General features: G+C 67.5%; 20 protein-coding genes and 1 tRNA gene. 16 read left to right on the top strand and 5 right to left on the bottom strand.

The genetic code is table 11. The features are described from left to right. The first annotated feature begins 5 nt into the window (after positions 1-5). Complete coding sequence (locus tag I2W78_RS17270) at positions 6-1,448, top strand: MFS transporter (RefSeq protein WP_374222675.1); 1,443 nt, start codon at positions 6-8, stop codon at positions 1,446-1,448. Here the strand turns inward: I2W78_RS17270 and I2W78_RS17265 are convergent. Further along, a complete protein-coding gene (locus I2W78_RS17265; protein ID WP_196460959.1) occupies positions 1,445-2,116 on the bottom strand; it encodes a response regulator transcription factor in 672 nt (223 codons plus the stop codon). The two genes, I2W78_RS17270 and I2W78_RS17265, sit on opposite strands and share 4 nt — an antisense overlap. A gap of 588 nt (positions 2,117-2,704) precedes the next feature. Here I2W78_RS17265 and I2W78_RS17260 point away from each other — a divergent pair. Together I2W78_RS17260 and I2W78_RS17255 are read left to right on the top strand one after the other, a co-directional pair. Next, a complete protein-coding gene (locus tag I2W78_RS17260) occupies positions 2,705-4,036 on the top strand; it encodes a cation:proton antiporter (RefSeq protein WP_196460957.1) in 1,332 nt (443 codons plus the stop codon). Between the two features lie 50 nt (positions 4,037-4,086). Next, positions 4,087-4,419 (top strand): antibiotic biosynthesis monooxygenase family protein, encoded by a 333-nt coding sequence (locus I2W78_RS17255; protein WP_196460955.1) that lies wholly within the window; start codon positions 4,087-4,089, stop codon positions 4,417-4,419. A gap of 522 nt (positions 4,420-4,941) precedes the next feature. On the opposite strand, the gene I2W78_RS17250 is transcribed toward I2W78_RS17255, so the two are convergent. Together I2W78_RS17250 and I2W78_RS17245 are read right to left on the bottom strand one after the other, a co-directional pair. After that, a complete protein-coding gene (locus I2W78_RS17250) occupies positions 4,942-6,393 on the bottom strand; it encodes an AAA family ATPase (RefSeq protein WP_196460953.1) in 1,452 nt (483 codons plus the stop codon). Positions 6,394-6,827: 434 nt separating this feature from the next. Then, the gene (locus I2W78_RS17245; RefSeq protein WP_196460951.1) at positions 6,828-7,292 is read right to left on the bottom strand and encodes an NUDIX hydrolase; all 465 of its coding nucleotides are present in this window, start codon (positions 7,290-7,292) and stop codon (positions 6,828-6,830) included. A gap of 18 nt (positions 7,293-7,310) precedes the next feature. Here I2W78_RS17245 and I2W78_RS17240 point away from each other — a divergent pair, with 18 nt between their 5' ends. The 13 genes from I2W78_RS17240 (at position 7,311) to I2W78_RS17180 (ending at position 15,242) form a co-directional block, all read left to right on the top strand. Further along, positions 7,311-8,090: a GntR family transcriptional regulator gene (locus tag I2W78_RS17240; RefSeq protein ID WP_196460949.1), complete on the top strand. Its 780-nt coding sequence runs from the start codon at positions 7,311-7,313 to the stop codon at positions 8,088-8,090. Positions 8,091-8,229: 139 nt separating this feature from the next. After that, entirely contained in the window at positions 8,230-8,580 is a 351-nt protein-coding gene (locus tag I2W78_RS17235) for an SCO3933 family regulatory protein (protein WP_107476561.1), read from the top strand. Positions 8,581-8,582: 2 nt separating this feature from the next. Beyond that, the gene (locus I2W78_RS17230) at positions 8,583-9,938 is read left to right on the top strand and encodes an FtsK/SpoIIIE domain-containing protein (protein ID WP_196460947.1); all 1,356 of its coding nucleotides are present in this window, start codon (positions 8,583-8,585) and stop codon (positions 9,936-9,938) included. An 85-nt stretch (positions 9,939-10,023) separates the two neighbouring features. Continuing rightward, positions 10,024-10,698, top strand: a complete 675-nt coding sequence (locus tag I2W78_RS17225) for a DUF2637 domain-containing protein (protein WP_196460945.1) — start codon at positions 10,024-10,026, stop codon at positions 10,696-10,698. A 19-nt stretch (positions 10,699-10,717) separates the two neighbouring features. Beyond that, a complete protein-coding gene (locus tag I2W78_RS17220; protein WP_196460943.1) occupies positions 10,718-10,912 on the top strand; it encodes a hypothetical protein in 195 nt (64 codons plus the stop codon). Position 10,913: 1 nt separating this feature from the next. Beyond that, complete coding sequence (locus tag I2W78_RS17215; protein WP_196460941.1) at positions 10,914-11,105, top strand: mobile element transfer protein; 192 nt, start codon at positions 10,914-10,916, stop codon at positions 11,103-11,105. A gap of 11 nt (positions 11,106-11,116) precedes the next feature. After that, positions 11,117-11,272: a hypothetical protein gene (locus I2W78_RS17210; RefSeq protein WP_011030192.1), complete on the top strand. Its 156-nt coding sequence runs from the start codon at positions 11,117-11,119 to the stop codon at positions 11,270-11,272. Between the two features lie 12 nt (positions 11,273-11,284). Further along, on the top strand, positions 11,285-11,602 hold the full coding sequence (locus I2W78_RS17205; protein ID WP_196460939.1) for a SpdD-like protein: 318 nt from the start codon (positions 11,285-11,287) through the stop codon (positions 11,600-11,602). A gap of 97 nt (positions 11,603-11,699) precedes the next feature. Further along, entirely contained in the window at positions 11,700-12,251 is a 552-nt protein-coding gene (locus tag I2W78_RS17200; protein WP_196460937.1) for a GGDEF domain-containing protein, read from the top strand. An 85-nt stretch (positions 12,252-12,336) separates the two neighbouring features. Beyond that, on the top strand, positions 12,337-12,519 hold the full coding sequence (locus I2W78_RS17195) for a hypothetical protein (RefSeq protein ID WP_196460935.1): 183 nt from the start codon (positions 12,337-12,339) through the stop codon (positions 12,517-12,519). Continuing rightward, positions 12,512-13,891: a replication initiator protein RepSA gene (repSA, locus tag I2W78_RS17190; RefSeq protein ID WP_196460933.1), complete on the top strand. Its 1,380-nt coding sequence runs from the start codon at positions 12,512-12,514 to the stop codon at positions 13,889-13,891. Before I2W78_RS17195 ends, repSA begins: the two co-directional genes overlap by 8 nt. After that, positions 13,888-14,076, top strand: a complete 189-nt coding sequence (locus I2W78_RS17185) for a helix-turn-helix domain-containing protein (protein ID WP_032488464.1) — start codon at positions 13,888-13,890, stop codon at positions 14,074-14,076. Before repSA ends, I2W78_RS17185 begins: the two co-directional genes overlap by 4 nt. Further along, positions 14,076-15,242, top strand: a complete 1,167-nt coding sequence (locus tag I2W78_RS17180; RefSeq protein ID WP_196460932.1) for a site-specific integrase — start codon at positions 14,076-14,078, stop codon at positions 15,240-15,242. The genes I2W78_RS17185 and I2W78_RS17180 overlap by 1 nt, the downstream gene beginning before the upstream one ends. A 77-nt stretch (positions 15,243-15,319) precedes the next feature. Here the strand turns inward: I2W78_RS17180 and I2W78_RS17175 are convergent. Together I2W78_RS17175 and I2W78_RS17170 are read right to left on the bottom strand one after the other, a co-directional pair. Continuing rightward, a tRNA-Pro gene (locus tag I2W78_RS17175) sits at positions 15,320-15,393 on the bottom strand. A gap of 32 nt (positions 15,394-15,425) precedes the next feature. Further along, on the bottom strand, positions 15,426-16,220 hold the full coding sequence (locus I2W78_RS17170) for a Pr6Pr family membrane protein (protein ID WP_196460930.1): 795 nt from the start codon (positions 16,218-16,220) through the stop codon (positions 15,426-15,428). Positions 16,221-16,404: the final 184 nt, after the last annotated feature.

Raw genomic sequence — 16,404 nt, 5'->3', positions numbered from 1 at the left:
CAGTCATGTCCAGCCAGTCAGCCAGCCCGATGAACGTCTCCCAATCGTCTCCCGGGGCCCCACCGGGCACATCTGCCACCGCATCGAAGGGGCTCCTCCTTCTGGGGCTGTCGCTCGGTTACTTCATGGTGATGCTGGACACCACGGTCGTCACGGTGGCGCTGCCCGCCATTGGTGCGGACCTGTCCGGCTCGCTCAGCGGACTGCAGTGGGTATCCAACGGGTACACGCTCACCTTCGCCGCCCTGCTGCTCACCGCCGGCGCGCTTTCCGACCGCTACGGCGGCCGGAAGGTCTTCCTGACCGGCCTGTGGCTGTTCGCCGTCTTCTCCGGCCTCTCTGCGGTGGCCACGTCCATGGGTGCGCTGATCGCCCTGCGAGCCCTGCTCGGTGTCGCGGGCGCCCTGCTTCTGCCCACGTCACTGGCGATCATCGCGCACGCCTACACCGACCCGCCGGCCCGTGCGCGGGCCATGGGCGGCTGGGCCGCGATCAGCGGCACCGCGCTGGCCGCGGGCCCCCTGGTCGGCGGTGTCCTCACCGACACGCTCGGGTGGCAGTCCATCTTCCTGCTCAACATCCCGGTCGGGCTCGTCAGCATCGCCCTGACGATGAAGTACGCGCCGGTCAGCGCCCCCAAACCTGCCAAGGGAGTCGACCTGCCGGGGCAGATCAGCGCGGTCCTCGCCCTCGCCGGCCTGACGTACGCGCTCATCGAGAGCCAGCCCAAGGGTTGGGGGTCGACCGAAGTGCTCGGCGGATTCGCGGTGTTCGCGGTGGCTGGGGTGGCGTTCGTATGCGCCGAGCGCCGCAGGGGGAGCGCGACGCACGCCCCGATGCTGCCACTGGAGATGTTCCGCAACCGGACGCTGTCCGCAGGTCTGTTCGCCGGACTCCTGGTCAACTTCGGGCTCTCGGGGGTCCTGTTCGTCCTGTCGCTCTTCTTCCAGGAGGCGCACCACTACTCGGCCTTCACCGCGGGCCTGGCCTTCCTGCCGCTCACCCTGCCGACGGCCTTCAACCCGATCTTCACCGGCCGACTCGTAGCCAGGATCGGCGCCCGCAAGCCCGCCATCGCCGGGTTCCTGATGATGGGCGTCGGGGTCCTGATCCAGTCCGCCTCCACAGCGGACTCCACCGTCTCGCTCGTCGCGATGTGCATCGGCCTGCTGGTCCTGGGCTTCGGTGTCTCCTTCTCCATTCCGCCGCTGATGACCGCGATCGTGGGGTCGGTGGCCAAGGAGCAGGCAGGTATCGCCTCGGGTGCGCTGAACTCCGCCCGCCAGACCGGCGCCGTCCTGGGCGTGGCCGTCCTGGGCGCGGTGATCGGCGGTGCGTCGTCGGTCACCGATGGCACCCGGGTCGCGCTGGCGGTGGCCGGTCTCGTCCTGCTCGCCGGGGCCGGTGTGGTGGCCGCGTACATCGGCCGCCCTGCGAAGGCCGCCTAGAAGAAGTCGGCCGGCCGCCGCCCCGAGATCAGTGACGCTGCCCGTGCCTTGTTGACCGCGTCGATCCGCGAGACGGCACCGAGCTTGCTGAAGATGTTGCGCAGATGCCGCTTCACGGTCGGTTCCGACAGGCCGAGCGAAGCGGCGATCTGTGCGTTGCTCATAGCGCAGGCCGTCAGGTCGAGCACCTCCCGCTCCCGCTCGGTGAGCCGGACACCGTGGCTTTGCATCCCGGACAGCAGTAGCGCCTCGGGGGGTACGGCGAGGAACACTCGCCGGTTGCTCTCGTGGCAGGCGCGCACGGTGGCGATCAGCTCCTGACCGGAGGCGGTGCGCGAGAGGAACCCACGCACTCCCGCACTGAGGAGTTCCTGCATGAGACCGAAGCTGGCATGGGCACCCAGGATCACGACGGCTGCCTGGGGGGCAGCCTGCCGCAGGCGCCGCACCGCTGTTGTCGCACCGTCGGCGTCACGGATGCCGAGGAGGATGACATGGGGGCCGCGTTCGGCGGCCAGGGCGATCGCCTCGCTCACGTCCTCGGTGTCGCCGACGACCGTGATCTCCTCGGCATCGGCCAGGAGACTGCACAGTCCCTCACGGAACAGGGCTTCCTCGTCGATCAGGAGAACTTGGGCGACCTGCGACCCCAAGACCGGTGACGCCACGACTGAAGCAGGCTCCACGCTCGTTCGACTCTGGCCTACGTGAACGTTGTCCATACTCTCCTCGGATTCTCCAGGCAGAACCAAGAGGCGGGCCTGTATGGCCCAGCCTTGAGTTGGGGCCGGATACGGCCATCGACGTGCGCAGCGGACAACAGCACTGTTCGTCCCGCTGCGGGAGTCATGGCATGGGTGTGGACGCTGCCTCAGCGCGTGGAGACGTCGGGCGCACGGTGACTCGTCCGAACGCTCGGACTCACATGACCAACTTGCCGGCCTGCATAATCCCCCCGATTCGCACGGTCAAGCCTTTCGGGAGTCAACCTCTCCCGACTATTGCGAGATTATCAGCCGCATGTGCGAAGCAGGTAATCCGAAAGCAAAGAAAAGGCAGTGAGCGGTGGTGGCGCAGTCAGCCCTCTGTCGCCTTGCTCGATGGCTTGATTTCTACTTGCAACGCACACCCCGAACGTGCCAGAGGAGGATGATCCGACGGCGCAAGCGACTTCCATGCGATCCGCAGTGACGACCGGCCATCCTCGGGTGTCGCACCTGCTATCGCATCTGCATCTGTCGAGGTGAGGGGGATTCGTGCAGCATGCCATCCACGCGGCGGCGGCCGCCGATAAAAATCTCGAACTGGTATTGAAAGTCCTGCCCGCCGTCGTCGTCATCATCGCCGCGTCAGCCATCTGCGGCCGGCTCGCGGTCCTCGCGAAACAGCCTCGCGTGCTGGGAGAGATGATCGCGGGTGTACTGCTCGGGCCGACATTCTTCGGCGCACTGTTTCCCGCTGCGCAGAAATCCGTTTTCCCGGTGGAAACCAAGCCGATTCTGTATGTGCTGAGCACCATCGGGCTCACCTTCTTCATGTTCCTCGTCGGGGCGGGACTGGACCACACGTCGGCCGACGGGGCGAAGCAGGGCAGACAGGCGGCGGTCCTGGCGATTTCGGGTGTGGTGCCGTCATTGCTGCTCGGGGCCGGGGTGGGATACGTCCTCCACGGCCGCCTGTCCCGCGACGACGTGGGCCCGGTCGAATTCGCCTGCTTTCTCGGCGGTGCCCTGTCGATTACCGCGTTCCCCATGCTGGCCCGAATTCTCTACGAGCGCGGGCTGCAGAATACGACGCTGGGGCGCATGACGCTGCTCGGTGCCTCGGTCGACGATGCGGCGGCGTGGTGCTTCCTCGCCGCACTGTCCGCGATGCACGCCGACCAAGGCCCACTGCACGCGGTCCGCACCATCGGGCTCGCGGTCATATTCGCTCTTGTCATGTTGCTGGTCGTGGCCAAGTTGCTGCGCCCGCTGGGTGCTTTGGTGGAACGCTCCGGGAGCCTCGGTTTCGACCAGATGTACCTGGTGGTCGGTATCGTCGTGCTATGCGGTTACTTCACCGACTACATCGGCATCTACTCGGTGTTCGGCGGATTCATCGCCGGCCTCGCCATGCCGCGAAACGCCGCTTTCCGCGAGGCGCTGCACAGCCGCATGATGGATTTCGTGTGCGTGCTGCTCCTGCCCGTCTTCTTCGCCTTCTCCGGCCTGAACACCCAGTTGAACGGACTCGCGGGATGGGGCATGGTGCTTCCCTTCCTGCTGATCCTGGCAGCCGGTTTCGCCGGAAAGTACTTCGGCTGCGCCCTGGGGATGAAGGCTTCGGGATTCTCCTGGCGTGAGTCCTACGCCGTGGGCGGGCTGATGAACGCCCGTGGCCTGATGATCCTCATCTTCATCAACATCGGCCTGGCGCAGGGGATGATCACGCAGGACGTCTTCTCCCTCCTGGTGCTGGTGGCGGTGGTCACCACCGCCGGCGCGCTGCCGCTGTACAAGCTGGCGCTGCCCGAGTCCATGGAGAAGCAGTTGAGGACGGCGGACCATACGGAAACCCAGCTCCCCGAACTGGCCCGAATCACCTGACCGAGCCCTCCTCCCTTCCCTTCCCCTCCCCCTCTTGAGGAGCCACCACCATGAGCGAAACAGTCATCCGTGCCGACGACGGCAGTGTCTCGATGATCAACGTCTTCGAGGTCGAGCCCGAGCGCCAACAGGAGCTTGCCGAACTGCTCAGCGAGGGCGCCGAGAAACACATCCGCCACCGCCCGGGATGCCTCTCGGTGAACATCCTCACCAGCAATGACGGCAAGCGGCTCATCTACTTCGCCCAGTGGCGCAGCAAGGCCGACATCAAGGCGACCATGGCGGACCCCGACTGCCAGATCTACCGAGACAAGGCCGCCGAACTGGCCAAGCCGGACGCCCACGCGTACTCGGTGTTCGCGGTTCATCATCCGGAGAGCTGACAGCCGCTGAACGCACTACGCCCCGCCCGGCCACCCTTCCCGGGGTGTCCGGGCCGGCCCGCTGCCATGCCCACGTCCGGCTCGACCCAGCCGAACGGCCAGGGAAGGCCCGACAGTCAGCAACCCCCCGGGGCCCACTGTGGGTGCCGGCCATCCCACGCGGCGTCCGGCATCTCTGGAAGATTGCCGCCGCCCGTGATCCGGAGCCGCCGGGGAGCACTGCATCGCGAAGCCAGCCCTCCAACAACTCCCGCAGCGGGACCACACACCACATCAGGCCCGGCGCTGATCGCTCAGCACCGGGCCTGACCTGGTGTTTCACTGTCGGGGTGGCGGGATTTGAACCCACGACCTCTTCGTCCCGAAGCAACTTGGGCGAACTGCCGACCTGCGGCTGTTGCGCCTCCTACCTGCTGGGATGGTCCGCAAGTGTGTGCAGTTGTCCGCTGCTGTATGCCTTCGTTGTCACGCAGTTAGACACGCAGGCTCCTTGCTCTGCCCGGCCTCGTGGGTAGAGGTGCCTCACACTTCTCTGGGCCCTTGCTGTAGTGCTTCTACGATCTGTTCGACGAGTGCACTGGCCTCTGACTCATTCTCAGGATTCGAGTACCAGATCTCAAAAGCTGCTCTCAAGCAATGACGCCAATCGTGCCCGGTGCGCTTAGCTAGAAGTGTCAGCCACCTATGGTGATCAGTTCCTAGCATTTCGGCGATGTACACGCTGATGGATTGAATTGAGCAATTGAGCCGACGTGCCAGCTGTTCTGGATGGCGCGCTGCATGCTGAATGAATACCTTTTCGGGTGGCTCGATACCGGGCAGGAAAAGTATCCTACTGGACCGCTTGGAGGTCGGCACCCTGGTTCTTTGATCGCCATCGATTACAGCGACTGATCGCACGCGACTCGATGACGAAATGGAGACATGTGTAACGATTACATCCGTCCACGAGCCCGCCTTGATTATTTCAGTTTCACTGAGGAGTGGGAATTGGCGTGCTGTGAGAAGCAGCGACAAGGCTGCTTCAGCCGTCTCATCCTCGACCACCAAGAAAAAACGAAGCGGGTGATCTACTCCGATGGAATCACGGAGATCTGCGGGCCGCGAGGGAGTGAGGATCGCCCTAGAGCTACCAACTCGAACACACATGCGAATTGCTGATAGTGGAACGCGCCCAAGGAATTCGGCTGAGTGTGTGGCGATGATAACTTGACGGTTTGATCCGCGAGCTAGCCGAGCAATCTCGTCGACGAGTGCTCCTCGTCCTCGTGGGGCAATGTTGGCTTCGGGCTCGTCCAGGAGCAGCACAGAATTCGCAGGGGCGTTGGCAACTTCCCATCGGAGTTTATGTACAGTCAGCTCCCCGTAGCTCATCTGGAACGAGTCGATCCACTCCTCCCCTCGCCTCCCTCTGACGTACGGGAATACGACCCCCGAGTTGTCTACGTCAAGCGGGTAATAGGTTGCCTCATCGTACGAAAAACCCAGGATGGCGCGAAGGGCATCCAAATCCTTCTTCTTTTGCTCCCACGGCTCTCCGGCCAGGTCTTTCTCAAGGAATTTCAGGCGAACGTCTTGAAAGAATATCTGAATATCAGATGAGACGTCATAGGAGCCTTGGAGGATCGGGAGGAACTCTACCTCTGTGGAATCGCTTTCCTGCGAGGTTCGTCTACCAACATCCAAGTCTGCGTGAATTTCAACTTCGCCGCTACTGCGCTGCACCTTAAGGAGGCATTGGCCTCCCAGGAATGGCTCCCCGTGTCCTTGGGGTCGGATAATCGGCGGTACTTCGTAATATCGGGCCCCAGCTCGCAAGCATTCCGCAATCAGCGATAGGAAGGTGGTCTTTCCTGAGCCGTGAGCCCCGGCCACCAGCGTGATAGGGGCAAGGGTTACACTCTGTCCTTCGTAAGGTGACCCCTCTTTGAAGTCGACGTGTTTCACATAAACTTCGGGCTGGAAGTGATCCATGGACTTCCAGAGCCTCGCTGAGGCGTGCGGTGCTTCAGACATGGACTGCCTCCTAGCTTCTGGCGAGTAAGCATCTCAGATGTAGTAATTGGCGGCAGGCATTTTTGCTATGAGGTCGGCGGAGCGGCTTTGGGCTGGAGCTGCTTTGGGGCGAGTGATCTTGGCCCCGTAAGCTGATGGCGAGTCGGGCAGTCTGTGGACCTGCCCGTTAAAGCACGACGTTGGGGCCAAGATCTTAGAGGCTCGCCCCAAAGTGGCTGCCTAAAGCCGTGGAGCCGACCGCCCCAGCCACAGAGGGTGTCTCCCCCTTCATGCCCGCTGCCGCCAGCGCGCCGCCGGGCGGGGCCGCCGCTGGCGAAGACAGGGCGGCGGCCCCGCCGTACAGGCGGCGCGCTCCCGCGCCGTGCGCGGGCCTTGATGAAGTAGGGAAAGTCTTATCCCACTGGGATGAGGTGCTTGCCGTCGTGGCTTCGCACATGGGGACCAGCACCGTCTAGGGCGTCCAAGAGCCTGATCGCGTAGACCTCGGCCATGCGCTGGCTGACCTCGTCGGGCGTGAGCCACGAGACAGCCGTCGACTCGCTGGACGTGCGCTCGACCCCGCCGGACGGCTTGCACCGGAAGACCAGGGCCACGATGCCTCGGGTGGTGTTCTTGTAGACGCCGGTGAGCTCGTCGACCTCGACGCGGATGCCTGTCTCTTCCCAGACTTCGCGGGCTACGCCGGCCTCCGGGGTCTCGTCCAGTTCGAGTACACCGCCGGGGAGCTCCCAGGTGCCGTTGTCGGCTCGGCGGATCGCCAGGAGACGCCCGTCTTCGCGCACCACCACTCCAGCAACGGATACGGAGTGCAGCGGCGGCGACGTGGCTTCCTGTGGTTGACTCATGTACAGGAGCATAGGAGGCAGAGAAGGACTATGGGAACTGCGGTAGAAGGGGGCAGGTCGGGGCCTCGATACGTGCAGATCGCGGACGAGATCGTCCAACAGATCCGGGCCGGTGTCCTCAAGCCCGGCGACATGGTGCCGAGTGAATCGGAGCTGGTCGACCGCTACGGCGTGTCCGGCGGCACGATCCGCAAGGCCATGGTCGAGGTACGAGCGAGCGGACTCGTCGAGACCCGGCACGGCAAGGGCTCGATCGTGAAGGACCGGCCGCCGGTGCGGCACCGCTCCTCCGACCGCTTCCGGCGCTCGCTCCGCCAGGGCGGTAAGGCCGCGTACCTCGCGGAGTCCGCGCAGTCCGGCGCCACGGCCAAGGTGAGCGTCCTCTACATCGGCCCGATGGAGGCCCCCGCGGATGCCGCTCAGCGACTGGGCGTCCCCGCCGGCACTCAGGTGCTGGCCCGGCGGCGCCTCTACTTCCGTAACGGCACCCCGGTCGAGACCGCCTCCTCCTACCTCCCGTGGGACGTCGTCAAGGACATCCCCGAGCTGTTCGCCGAGAACCCCGGCGGCGGTGGCATCTACGCCCGACTCGAAGACCACGGGCACGAGTTCGCCGAGTTCGTCGAGACGCTGCAAGCACGGCCGGCCACTAAGGCGGAGGCCACCGAACTGGCTCTCAGCCCAGGCGCCCCGGTCGTTCACCTGATCCGGGAAGCCCGCACCACGGCCGGGCTCGTCGTCGAGGTCTGCGACACCCTCATGGCCGCTGACCAGTTCGTTTTCGAGTACCGGATCCCAGCAGTCGACTGACGACCGCTCAACTCCTCATAGCCCGTCGCGAGTTCTCTGTCGCGGCGGGTTGACTCATGTATAGGAGTGATGCACTCTTCTTCATGTCACTCATATACATGAGTGACGAAGTCCAGCCTCTATAGAGGAGTGATCCGCTGTGCGTCAGATTCCCGTCGACACCTCCGCCGCGACCGTGATGGTCGCCAAGACTCCGGAGCCGAAGGTGAAGGACCGCCGGACCGGTGAGCTGGCCGTCGACGCCGAGACCGGTGCCAAGCTCATGACCGTGAACGTGATGTTCGCGGCCAACGACGAAGTCGAGATTCTGTCCGTGACCGTCCCGGAGACCGGTATCTCCGGTGAGCTGGCCATGGGGACCCCGGTCGCGCTGACGGGTCTGATCGCCCGGCCGTGGGAGAACGAGTTCAACGGCCAGAAGCGGCACGGCATCGCGTTCCGGGCGGTCGCTGTCACGTCGCTGGCCGCTGCGGGCTCGAAGGCTGCCTGATCATGACGTGGTTAATGGTCGCTGTGGTTGTGGTCGTCGCTGCTGCGGGTCTCCTGCGGTGGCGGCGCCCCGCCTGGTACTGGCTCACCTTCGGGGCCCTGGTCGCGACGGTGCGGGTCCTGGTCCGCTACGCCTCGGTCATGGAAGCGTGCGGGCTGACGGTCCCGCCCTCACGCTGGCGGCTGGCTCTGGCCCGGATGACGAATCGGCCGGCGCCTGAGTCCCGGCCGCCACGCATCCTGCGGTTACGGCCCACCCGTACCGGCCTGGTCCTGCGCCTCAAGCTTCAACCGGGACAAGACGCCTTCGACGTGGCCGCCGCCACCGACCGGCTCCGCCACTCCTTCGGCGTCTACGGCGTCACCTCCCGTGAACTGCGCTCGGGTGTGGTCGAGGTACGGATGACCGGCTACGACGTTCTCCAGCGGGTGCAGATGCCCGCCACTGCCGAGACCCGGCCGATGCGCGTCCCGGTGGCGCTGCGGGAGGACGGTGCGGTGCACTACCGCGACTACCGGGCCGTCCCTCACGCACTGACCCTCGGGGCCACGGAGTCCGGCAAGTCCGTCTACCAGCGCAACCTGGTCGCCGGGCTCGCCCCACACCATGTCGCCCTGGTCGGCATCGACTGCAAGCAAGGCGTGGAACTGTTCCCGCTGGCCCGCCGGTTCTCCGCACTCGCCGACAACCCCGACACCGCCCTCGATCTCCTCGAAGCCCTCGTCGGACACATGGAGGACGTCTACCAGCTCATCCGGGCCGAGCAGCGCATCAGCGTCGCCGTGCCGGATGCGGAGATCGCCGCTGATATCTGGGACCTGCGCGAGGACCTGCGGCCGGTGCCGGTCGTGGTCCTGGTCGACGAGGTCGCCGAACTCGCCCTCTTCGCGAGCAAGGAGGAGGAGAAGCGCCGCGACCGGATCATCACCGCGCTGGTCCGCCTCGCCCAGCTCGGCCGCGCCGCCGGCATCTACCTCGAAATCTGCGGGCAGCGCTTCGGCTCCGAACTCGGCAAGGGCATAACCATGCTCCGTGCCCAGCTCACTGGCCGTACCGCCCACCGCGTCAACGACGAAACGTCCGCGAACATGGCCTTCGGCGACGTGTCACCCGACGCCGTCCTGGCCGCCATCCAGATCCCCACCGACACCCCCGGCGTCGCTGTCACCGGTGACTCGACCGGCGGCTGGGCCCGCATCCGCGCCCCGCACACCACGCTGCGCGAGGCCGTGAACATCTGCAACAAGCACGTCGACCGCACTCCCGACGTGCCCGCCCTGGCCGCCTTCCGGCCTGCCCTCGCCCCGCTGCCCAAGGCCCGGGTGCCGCTGTCCAAGACAGCGCCCGCCACTGCCTGACCCTCCCCGCTCCTCGGTCGGCGCGACCGCCCTTCGTGCCAGCTCCCTACCCCCCCCCCATGCCTGAAGACAGGAAGGAGACGTGATGGCCCGCCCCGCTCTCCGCATCGACGCCGTGCTCGTCCAGGCCGTCATCGCCGGGGCACTGTCCTTCGCCCACCTCCATGACCTGGCCGCCGCTGCCGGACAGGACGGCTGGAAAGCCTGGGCCTACCCGGTCAGCGTCGACCTGCTCCTGGTCGCCGCCTGGCGCCGACTGCGCACCGACGGACCGTCCCGGCTGGCCTGGTCCTGGTTCGTCATCGCCCTGGTCGCCTCGCTCGGCGCCAACGTCGCCACCGCCGGACTCCTCGACCTGAACGACGTCCCGGCCTGGCTCCGCATCCTCGTCGCCGCCTGGCCCGCCCTGGCCTTCATGGGCGGCACCCTCCTCGCCCACACCGCCACCCACCACGAGCCGGAAGCGCCGGCACCCACCCAACCGGCGCCCGAACCGCCGACCTTCACGGACGAACACGACCTCGTGAGCGTGGACGACACCGAAGAACCCCCGGAACTCCCCGCACCCGAACCCCAGCACGCCCCGGCTCCGCCCGCGGTCCCCGCTCCGCCGGTCCCGGCCGCGCTGGTCGACCACGCCCGCAAGGTCGCCGCCGACCACGAACACCGCACCGGCCACCCCATCGACACCGACACACTCCGCACCCGCCTCGGCGTCCCGCCCCAGCTCGCCGACGCCATCGCCGCCCAGCTCGCCTGACCAGGAAGGGACCACCGCTATGACGCGTGACCCGGCTGACCTGACCAGCGCCGACTACCTCGACAGCGCCCGCGACATGGTCGCTGCGGACCGGCCCTACCTCGCCCACCTGCTCGCCGAGGAAGCCGCCCGCCGCACCGCCGACCCGGCCACCGCCGCCGGCATCCGCGCCGCCTTCCCCGACCCAACCCTGACCCGAGAGGAGACCGACTGACATGCCCGCCCGCGACCACTTCCACTCCGTGATGCGGATCGGTCCCGTGCAGATCGGCACCCACCGCGACCGCCACGGCCGCACCAAGCACGCCGCCGTGTGCACCAACGACCGCTGCGGCTGGTCCGCCGACTACACCTCCCAGTCCGCCGCACAGCTCGCCGCCCGCACCCACCGCTGCAAGGTCAGCTAGGAGGCCACCCGATGGACGTCCCGCTCTGGTTCGCCCTGCTCTGCGTCGGAGTCCTCGGCGTCAAGCTCATCCGCCCGCCCTGGTGGCTCATCGCCGTACTCCTCCTCGGCGGCTACCTCCTCGCCGACAGCCTCCTGGCCCCCGTCATCGACACCGCCGTTAAGTAAGGAGACCCGCCCATGTTCCGGCCCAAGCACCCAACCATGCCCCAGCCCACCGGCACGGTCACCCCGCCCGCCGTCGTCGAGCCGACGACCATCACGCCCGGCACCCCGACCCCGCCGCCGGCCTCCACCTCCCCGGCTCCTCCGTCTCGCCCGGTCGTCCAGCTCACCCCGGGCACCGCGCTCGCCCTCGTCGGCGGCGGCACCGCCGTCGTCCTGGTCGTCGGCGCCGTCCTGGTCTCCATGCTCCTCGCGGTCGCCGTCACCGCCGCCTCGCTGGCCATCTGCGCCCTGGTCATCCGCTCACTCGTCAACGCCCAGCACCGCCGCTGAACGGATCACCGGGGCGACGCACAAGCCGCCAAGCACGCCGCCGCCCCCGGGCTGACCGTCCCGCCAAACCAACCGCCATCGCCAAAGGGAGAACACCGTGGACCCGCAGACAGCCGCGACCCTCCTGCCGTTACTCGGCTGGGCCCTGCACGGAAGCGTCCTCACCCGCCGCCTCGCCTCCGCCCGCCGCGACCCCCTCACCGGCCTGCACACCCGCGCCGGATGGACCGCCCGCGCCGAACACTGCATCCGCCGCCACCCCCGCGCGGCCGTGCTCCTGGTCGACCTCGACCACTTCAAGACCCTCAACGACACCCACGGCCACGCCGCCGGAGACGCCGCCCTCATCGCCACCGCCCAACGGCTGAGCAGCTGGTGCGGACGCCACGGAACCGCCGGCCGACTCGGCGGAGACGAATTCGTCGCCGTCATCCGCGACCTGGACGCCGTCGACCTCGACGCCCTCACCACCGCACTCCACCAGCCCACGAACCACGAGGGCGCGATCCTGCCGCTGGCCGCCTCAGTGGGGGTCTGCCCGGTCGCTGAGCTGCCGGTGCCCGCGCTCACCGATGCCCTCGCCGCCGCTGATGCGGCCATGTACGCCGCCAAGGGCCGCAGCCGCCGGGGCTCGCGCACTGCTCGCTGACCGGCCACCGGGTGGCGCACAAGCCGCCAAGCACGCCGCCACCCGGGGCCGTCCCTTCCAACCGCAATCGAAAGGAACCACCATCATGGCCCACCACACCCCGCCCCGACCGAGGATCTGCCCGGCCTGCGACGGCTTCGCCTCCGTCCACATCACCACCGACGGCCGCAACGCCCGCGGCCACCTGCGCACCACCACCGCCCACTGCCCGACCTGCCACGGCACCGGCACCACCACCCGCCCCACGCGGGAGGGCGCCCGTGCCTGACACCCTGCTCGACCCGACCACCCTCGGCGACCTGCTGAGGGTGGCTTCGGCTCCTGACTACCACCGCTGGGAAGACCAGATCCGCCGCACCGGCGGCTGCTCCAACCCCATCCACCTCACCGGCTGGACCCTCCACAAGGACAAAACCACCGGCGAAACCCTGCACCACTACACCACCGCCAACGAACCCGGCGGACGCCTCCGCCTCGCCTGCGGCAACCGCCGCGCCTCCCGCTGCCCCTCCTGCGCCTGGACCTACGCCGGAGACACCTACCACCTCATCCGCGCAGGACTCGCCGGAGACGACCGCCGCGACATCCCCACCACCGTCCGAGACCACCCCCGCGTCTTCGCCACCCTCACCGCCCCCTCCTTCGGCCCGGTCCACAACCGCCCCGACCACGGCACCTGCCGCTGCGGCACCCGACACACCCCAGACGCCCCGGAGTTGGGCACCGCCCTCGACCCGACCACGTACGACTACGCGGGCGCCGTCCTGTTCAACAACCATGCCGGACAGCTCTGGCAGCGCTTCACCACACGACTGCGCCGCGAGATCGCCGTCCGCGCCGGCCTTTCCCGCCGGGAGCTCCCCGACCACCTTCGAGTGTCTTACGGCAAGGTGGCCGAGTTCCAGAAGCGTGGTGCCCTGCACTTCCATGCTGTGATCAGGCTCGACGGTCCGGATGGGCCCGACACCGCGCCACCGGCCTGGGCGACCGTCGACCTCCTCACCGACGCGATCCGCGCCGCCGCCGCGCACTCTTACACCTCCGTCTCCGTCCCGGCCGCCGAGGACCAACCGGCCCGTACCTTCCGCTGGGGCACCCAACTCGACGTCCGGCCAGTGAAGGCGTTCGGGGACGGCTCCGACATCACCGAACAGGCCGTCGCCTCCTACGTCGCCAAGTACGCCACCAAGGCCGCCGAGAACACCGGAACCCTCGACCGCCGCATCGGCGAACTTTCCGAACTCGACCGGCACGACGTCCCCCACCACACCCGCCGCCTGGTCGAAGCCTGCAAGATGCTAGATCCCCTGTACCCCGACCGCCGCCTGTGGGCCTGGGCGCACATGCTCGGCTTCCGAGGTCACTTCTCCTCTAAATCCCGCCGCTACTCGACCACCCTCGGCGCCCTCCGCCAGGCCCGCGCCGACTACCGCGCCGCACAGGAACACGCCGCCCTCGCCCTGGACGACCGCGAGCCGGACACCGTCCTCGTTTTCGCCGACTGGCAGTACGCCGGCCACGGCCACACCCCCGGTGAATCCGTGCTCGCCGCCACCATCGCCCGCGGCCTCCAGCTCAACCGCGAGACAGCTCGTGAAGCCGTACGCGACCAACTCGACCAGGAAGGAGTCGCAGCATGACCACCGTCACTCCAGAGCTGCTGACCGTGCCGGAAGTCATGGCGCGGCTGAAGGTTGGACGCAGCAAGGTCTACGACCTCATCCGCACCCGCCGCCTTGCCTCCATCAAGATCGACGGAGCGCGTCGAGTACCCACCGACGCCGTACGCGACTTCATTCAGGACCAGTTGGGAGAGGCCATCTGATGGCCAAGCGACGTAGCCGGGGTGACGGCGGCCTCCACTGGGACGAGAAGAGACAGCGCTGGATCGCCACGGCGAACCTCGGCTTCGATCCGAGCGGTAAGCGGATCGTCAAGCGGGGGAGTGGCAAGACCAAGACGGAGGCCAAGAACAAGCTCAAAGAGGTTCTGCGTGACCACGAAGACGGTCTCGCGATCGCACCCACGGGGTACACCGTCGCCGACGCGGTGAACGACTGGCTTGCCTACGGTCTCGCGGGCCGTGACCAGCGCACCGTTGAGAACTGCACCCACCTGAGCCAGAAGCACGTCATACCGGGTTTGGGTGCCCGGAAGCTGCGTGACCTCAGTGCAGAGGACGTCGACCGCTGGCTGGCCGCCAAGGCTCAGACTCTGAGCACGCGCAGCCTTCAGGCGGTCCACTCCTGCCTGAACCGGGCGGTCAAGCGGGCCATGGCGCGGGACAAGGTGAAGCGCAACGTGGTGGAGCTGTGCTCTGTGCCCCAGGGCCAGCCTGGCCGGCCGTCCAAGGCGCTCACCTTCGCCCAGGCCGAGGCGGTGCTGAATGCTGCCGAGGGCACGTCGATGCACGCCTACATCGTCGTTGCCCTGCTGACCGGTGCGCGCACGGAGGAGCTGCGGGCGCTGACCTGGGACCACGTCTTCCTCAAGGGAAGTCCGGACGTTGAGCCGCCGCAGCCTCCGCACATCGCGGTCTGGCGCTCGGTCCGGCGCGGTGGGGACACGAAGACCCGGAAGTCTCGGCGAACGCTCGCCCTGCCGGCGCGTTGCGTGGAGGTCCTCTGGCAGCACTTTGAGGACCAGGGCTGGGAACGGCTCGCCGCCGGTGACAAGTGGGAGGAACACGGCCTGGTCTTCTCGTCGGCCGTTGGCAAGCCGCTCGACGCGACTAACGTCCGGCGCGCCTTCCGCCAGGCGCTCAAGGATGCCAACGGGGTCAACGCCGACGAGTGGACACCGAGGGAGCTGCGGCACAGCTTCGTGTCCCTGCTGTCCGATCGCGGCGTCCCGCTGGAGGAGATCTCCCGGCTCGTCGGACACTCCGGTACGGCCGTGACTGAGGAGGTCTACCGGAAGCAGATCCGGCCCGTCATCCAGACCGGCGCTGTGATCATGGACGGCATCTTCAAGCAGGGTCCGGCGCGATAGTCACGCAGATAGACACGCACAGAAAACAGGTGAGGCAGACCGTAACGTTACGGTCTGCCTCACCTGGTGTTTCTCTGTCGGGGTGGCGGGATTTGAACCCACGACCTCTTCGTCCCGAACGAAGCGCGCTGCCAAGCTGCGCTACACCCCGATGTCGCTGCTGTCGCGGCGACGTCGTTTACTTTAGCCCACTGGTGGCTGGAGACGAAATCCGGTTTTGGCGCGGTGGCGGACGGGGTTCGGGCGGGCGTGGTCGAGGGCGACCAGGAGGACGGCCAGGGCGTAGATGGAGAGGCCGAGGAGGAGGGCGTTGCCGAGGACGCTCTTGTAGCCGTGCTGGTCGACGTCGAGGAAGGGGTAGAGGTAGCTGCCCGGCGTGCCGGGGGGCAGGTACTCGCCCCGGGCGAAGGAGAAGGCCAGGTAGGCCAGCGGGTACAGGAGCCACGTGCTGGCCTGGCGGAGGTGGAGGCGTCCGCGGGGTGTGAGGAGCAGCCAGTCCAGTACGGCCGCGATCGGGACCGCCGTGTGCAGGACGTGGTTGGCGATCGACTGCAGCAGTGTGGGCTGCGTATCACCGGTCATCGTCGTCGTCATCGCGAACGGGCTCGACGCGTTCGCCAGGAGCAGGTGGTGGACGAGGGCCGCGATCACTACGTAGAGCAGTGCCGCACCCGTCACGGCCGACGGCAGGGGGCGGCGGGCCGTCCAGGCTCGGCGGGCCGCGGCCAGGAGGACGAGAGTCAGCAGGATGCTGCTCTGGATCGTGAAGTGGCTCAGGATGCGGAGCGGGCTGCCGAGGAGCAGGAAGATTGTGACGCCGGTCGCCGCCGTCAGTGCGGTGAGGATGCGGAAGACGGCGGTCAGGGGGCGGCGGACGGGGGGTAGCACCGCCGTGGCGGGAACCGGGGAGGGCTGCAGCGCGGGAACACCCGGGATCGCGGGGAGGTCCGGAATGTCCCTGGGTATCGGGGCGGTCATGCCCTCACGCTAAGCAGATCGGGCAAACGGGGCATTGTGGGTGGACTGTGTGGGTTACTCCAGTGTCCTTAGCCGTGCCCGCGATGCCGTGCCCGCGACGTAGTCCCCGCGACTCCGCCCCTACGGCTCGTCCGCCTTGGGAGGTGGCCCCCAGCGGACCAGCCAGCCCCGTCCGCCCCTCAGC

Source organism: Streptomyces spinoverrucosus (assembly GCF_015712165.1).
Lineage (GTDB): Bacteria > Actinomycetota > Actinomycetes > Streptomycetales > Streptomycetaceae > Streptomyces > Streptomyces spinoverrucosus_A.
This window is presented reverse-complemented; position numbering and strand designations above follow the sequence as displayed.

Coding starts and splice junctions, on each gene's coding strand:
- I2W78_RS17270 (WP_374222675.1), top strand. CDS start 6: ATGTCCAGCCAGTCAGCCAGCCCGATGAACGTCTCCCAATCGTCTCCC.
- I2W78_RS17255 (WP_196460955.1), top strand. CDS start 4,087: ATGAGCGAAACAGTCATCCGTGCCGACGACGGCAGTGTCTCGATGATC.
- I2W78_RS17250 (WP_196460953.1), bottom strand. CDS start 6,393: ATGGATCACTTCCAGCCCGAAGTTTATGTGAAACACGTCGACTTCAAA.
- I2W78_RS17245 (WP_196460951.1), bottom strand. CDS start 7,292: ATGCTCCTGTACATGAGTCAACCACAGGAAGCCACGTCGCCGCCGCTG.
- I2W78_RS17240 (WP_196460949.1), top strand. CDS start 7,311: ATGGGAACTGCGGTAGAAGGGGGCAGGTCGGGGCCTCGATACGTGCAG.
- I2W78_RS17230 (WP_196460947.1), top strand. CDS start 8,583: ATGACGTGGTTAATGGTCGCTGTGGTTGTGGTCGTCGCTGCTGCGGGT.
- I2W78_RS17225 (WP_196460945.1), top strand. CDS start 10,024: ATGGCCCGCCCCGCTCTCCGCATCGACGCCGTGCTCGTCCAGGCCGTC.
- I2W78_RS17220 (WP_196460943.1), top strand. CDS start 10,718: ATGACGCGTGACCCGGCTGACCTGACCAGCGCCGACTACCTCGACAGC.
- I2W78_RS17215 (WP_196460941.1), top strand. CDS start 10,914: ATGCCCGCCCGCGACCACTTCCACTCCGTGATGCGGATCGGTCCCGTG.
- I2W78_RS17210 (WP_011030192.1), top strand. CDS start 11,117: ATGGACGTCCCGCTCTGGTTCGCCCTGCTCTGCGTCGGAGTCCTCGGC.
- I2W78_RS17205 (WP_196460939.1), top strand. CDS start 11,285: ATGTTCCGGCCCAAGCACCCAACCATGCCCCAGCCCACCGGCACGGTC.
- I2W78_RS17195 (WP_196460935.1), top strand. CDS start 12,337: ATGGCCCACCACACCCCGCCCCGACCGAGGATCTGCCCGGCCTGCGAC.
- I2W78_RS17185 (WP_032488464.1), top strand. CDS start 13,888: ATGACCACCGTCACTCCAGAGCTGCTGACCGTGCCGGAAGTCATGGCG.
- I2W78_RS17180 (WP_196460932.1), top strand. CDS start 14,076: ATGGCCAAGCGACGTAGCCGGGGTGACGGCGGCCTCCACTGGGACGAG.
- I2W78_RS17170 (WP_196460930.1), bottom strand. CDS start 16,220: ATGACCGCCCCGATACCCAGGGACATTCCGGACCTCCCCGCGATCCCG.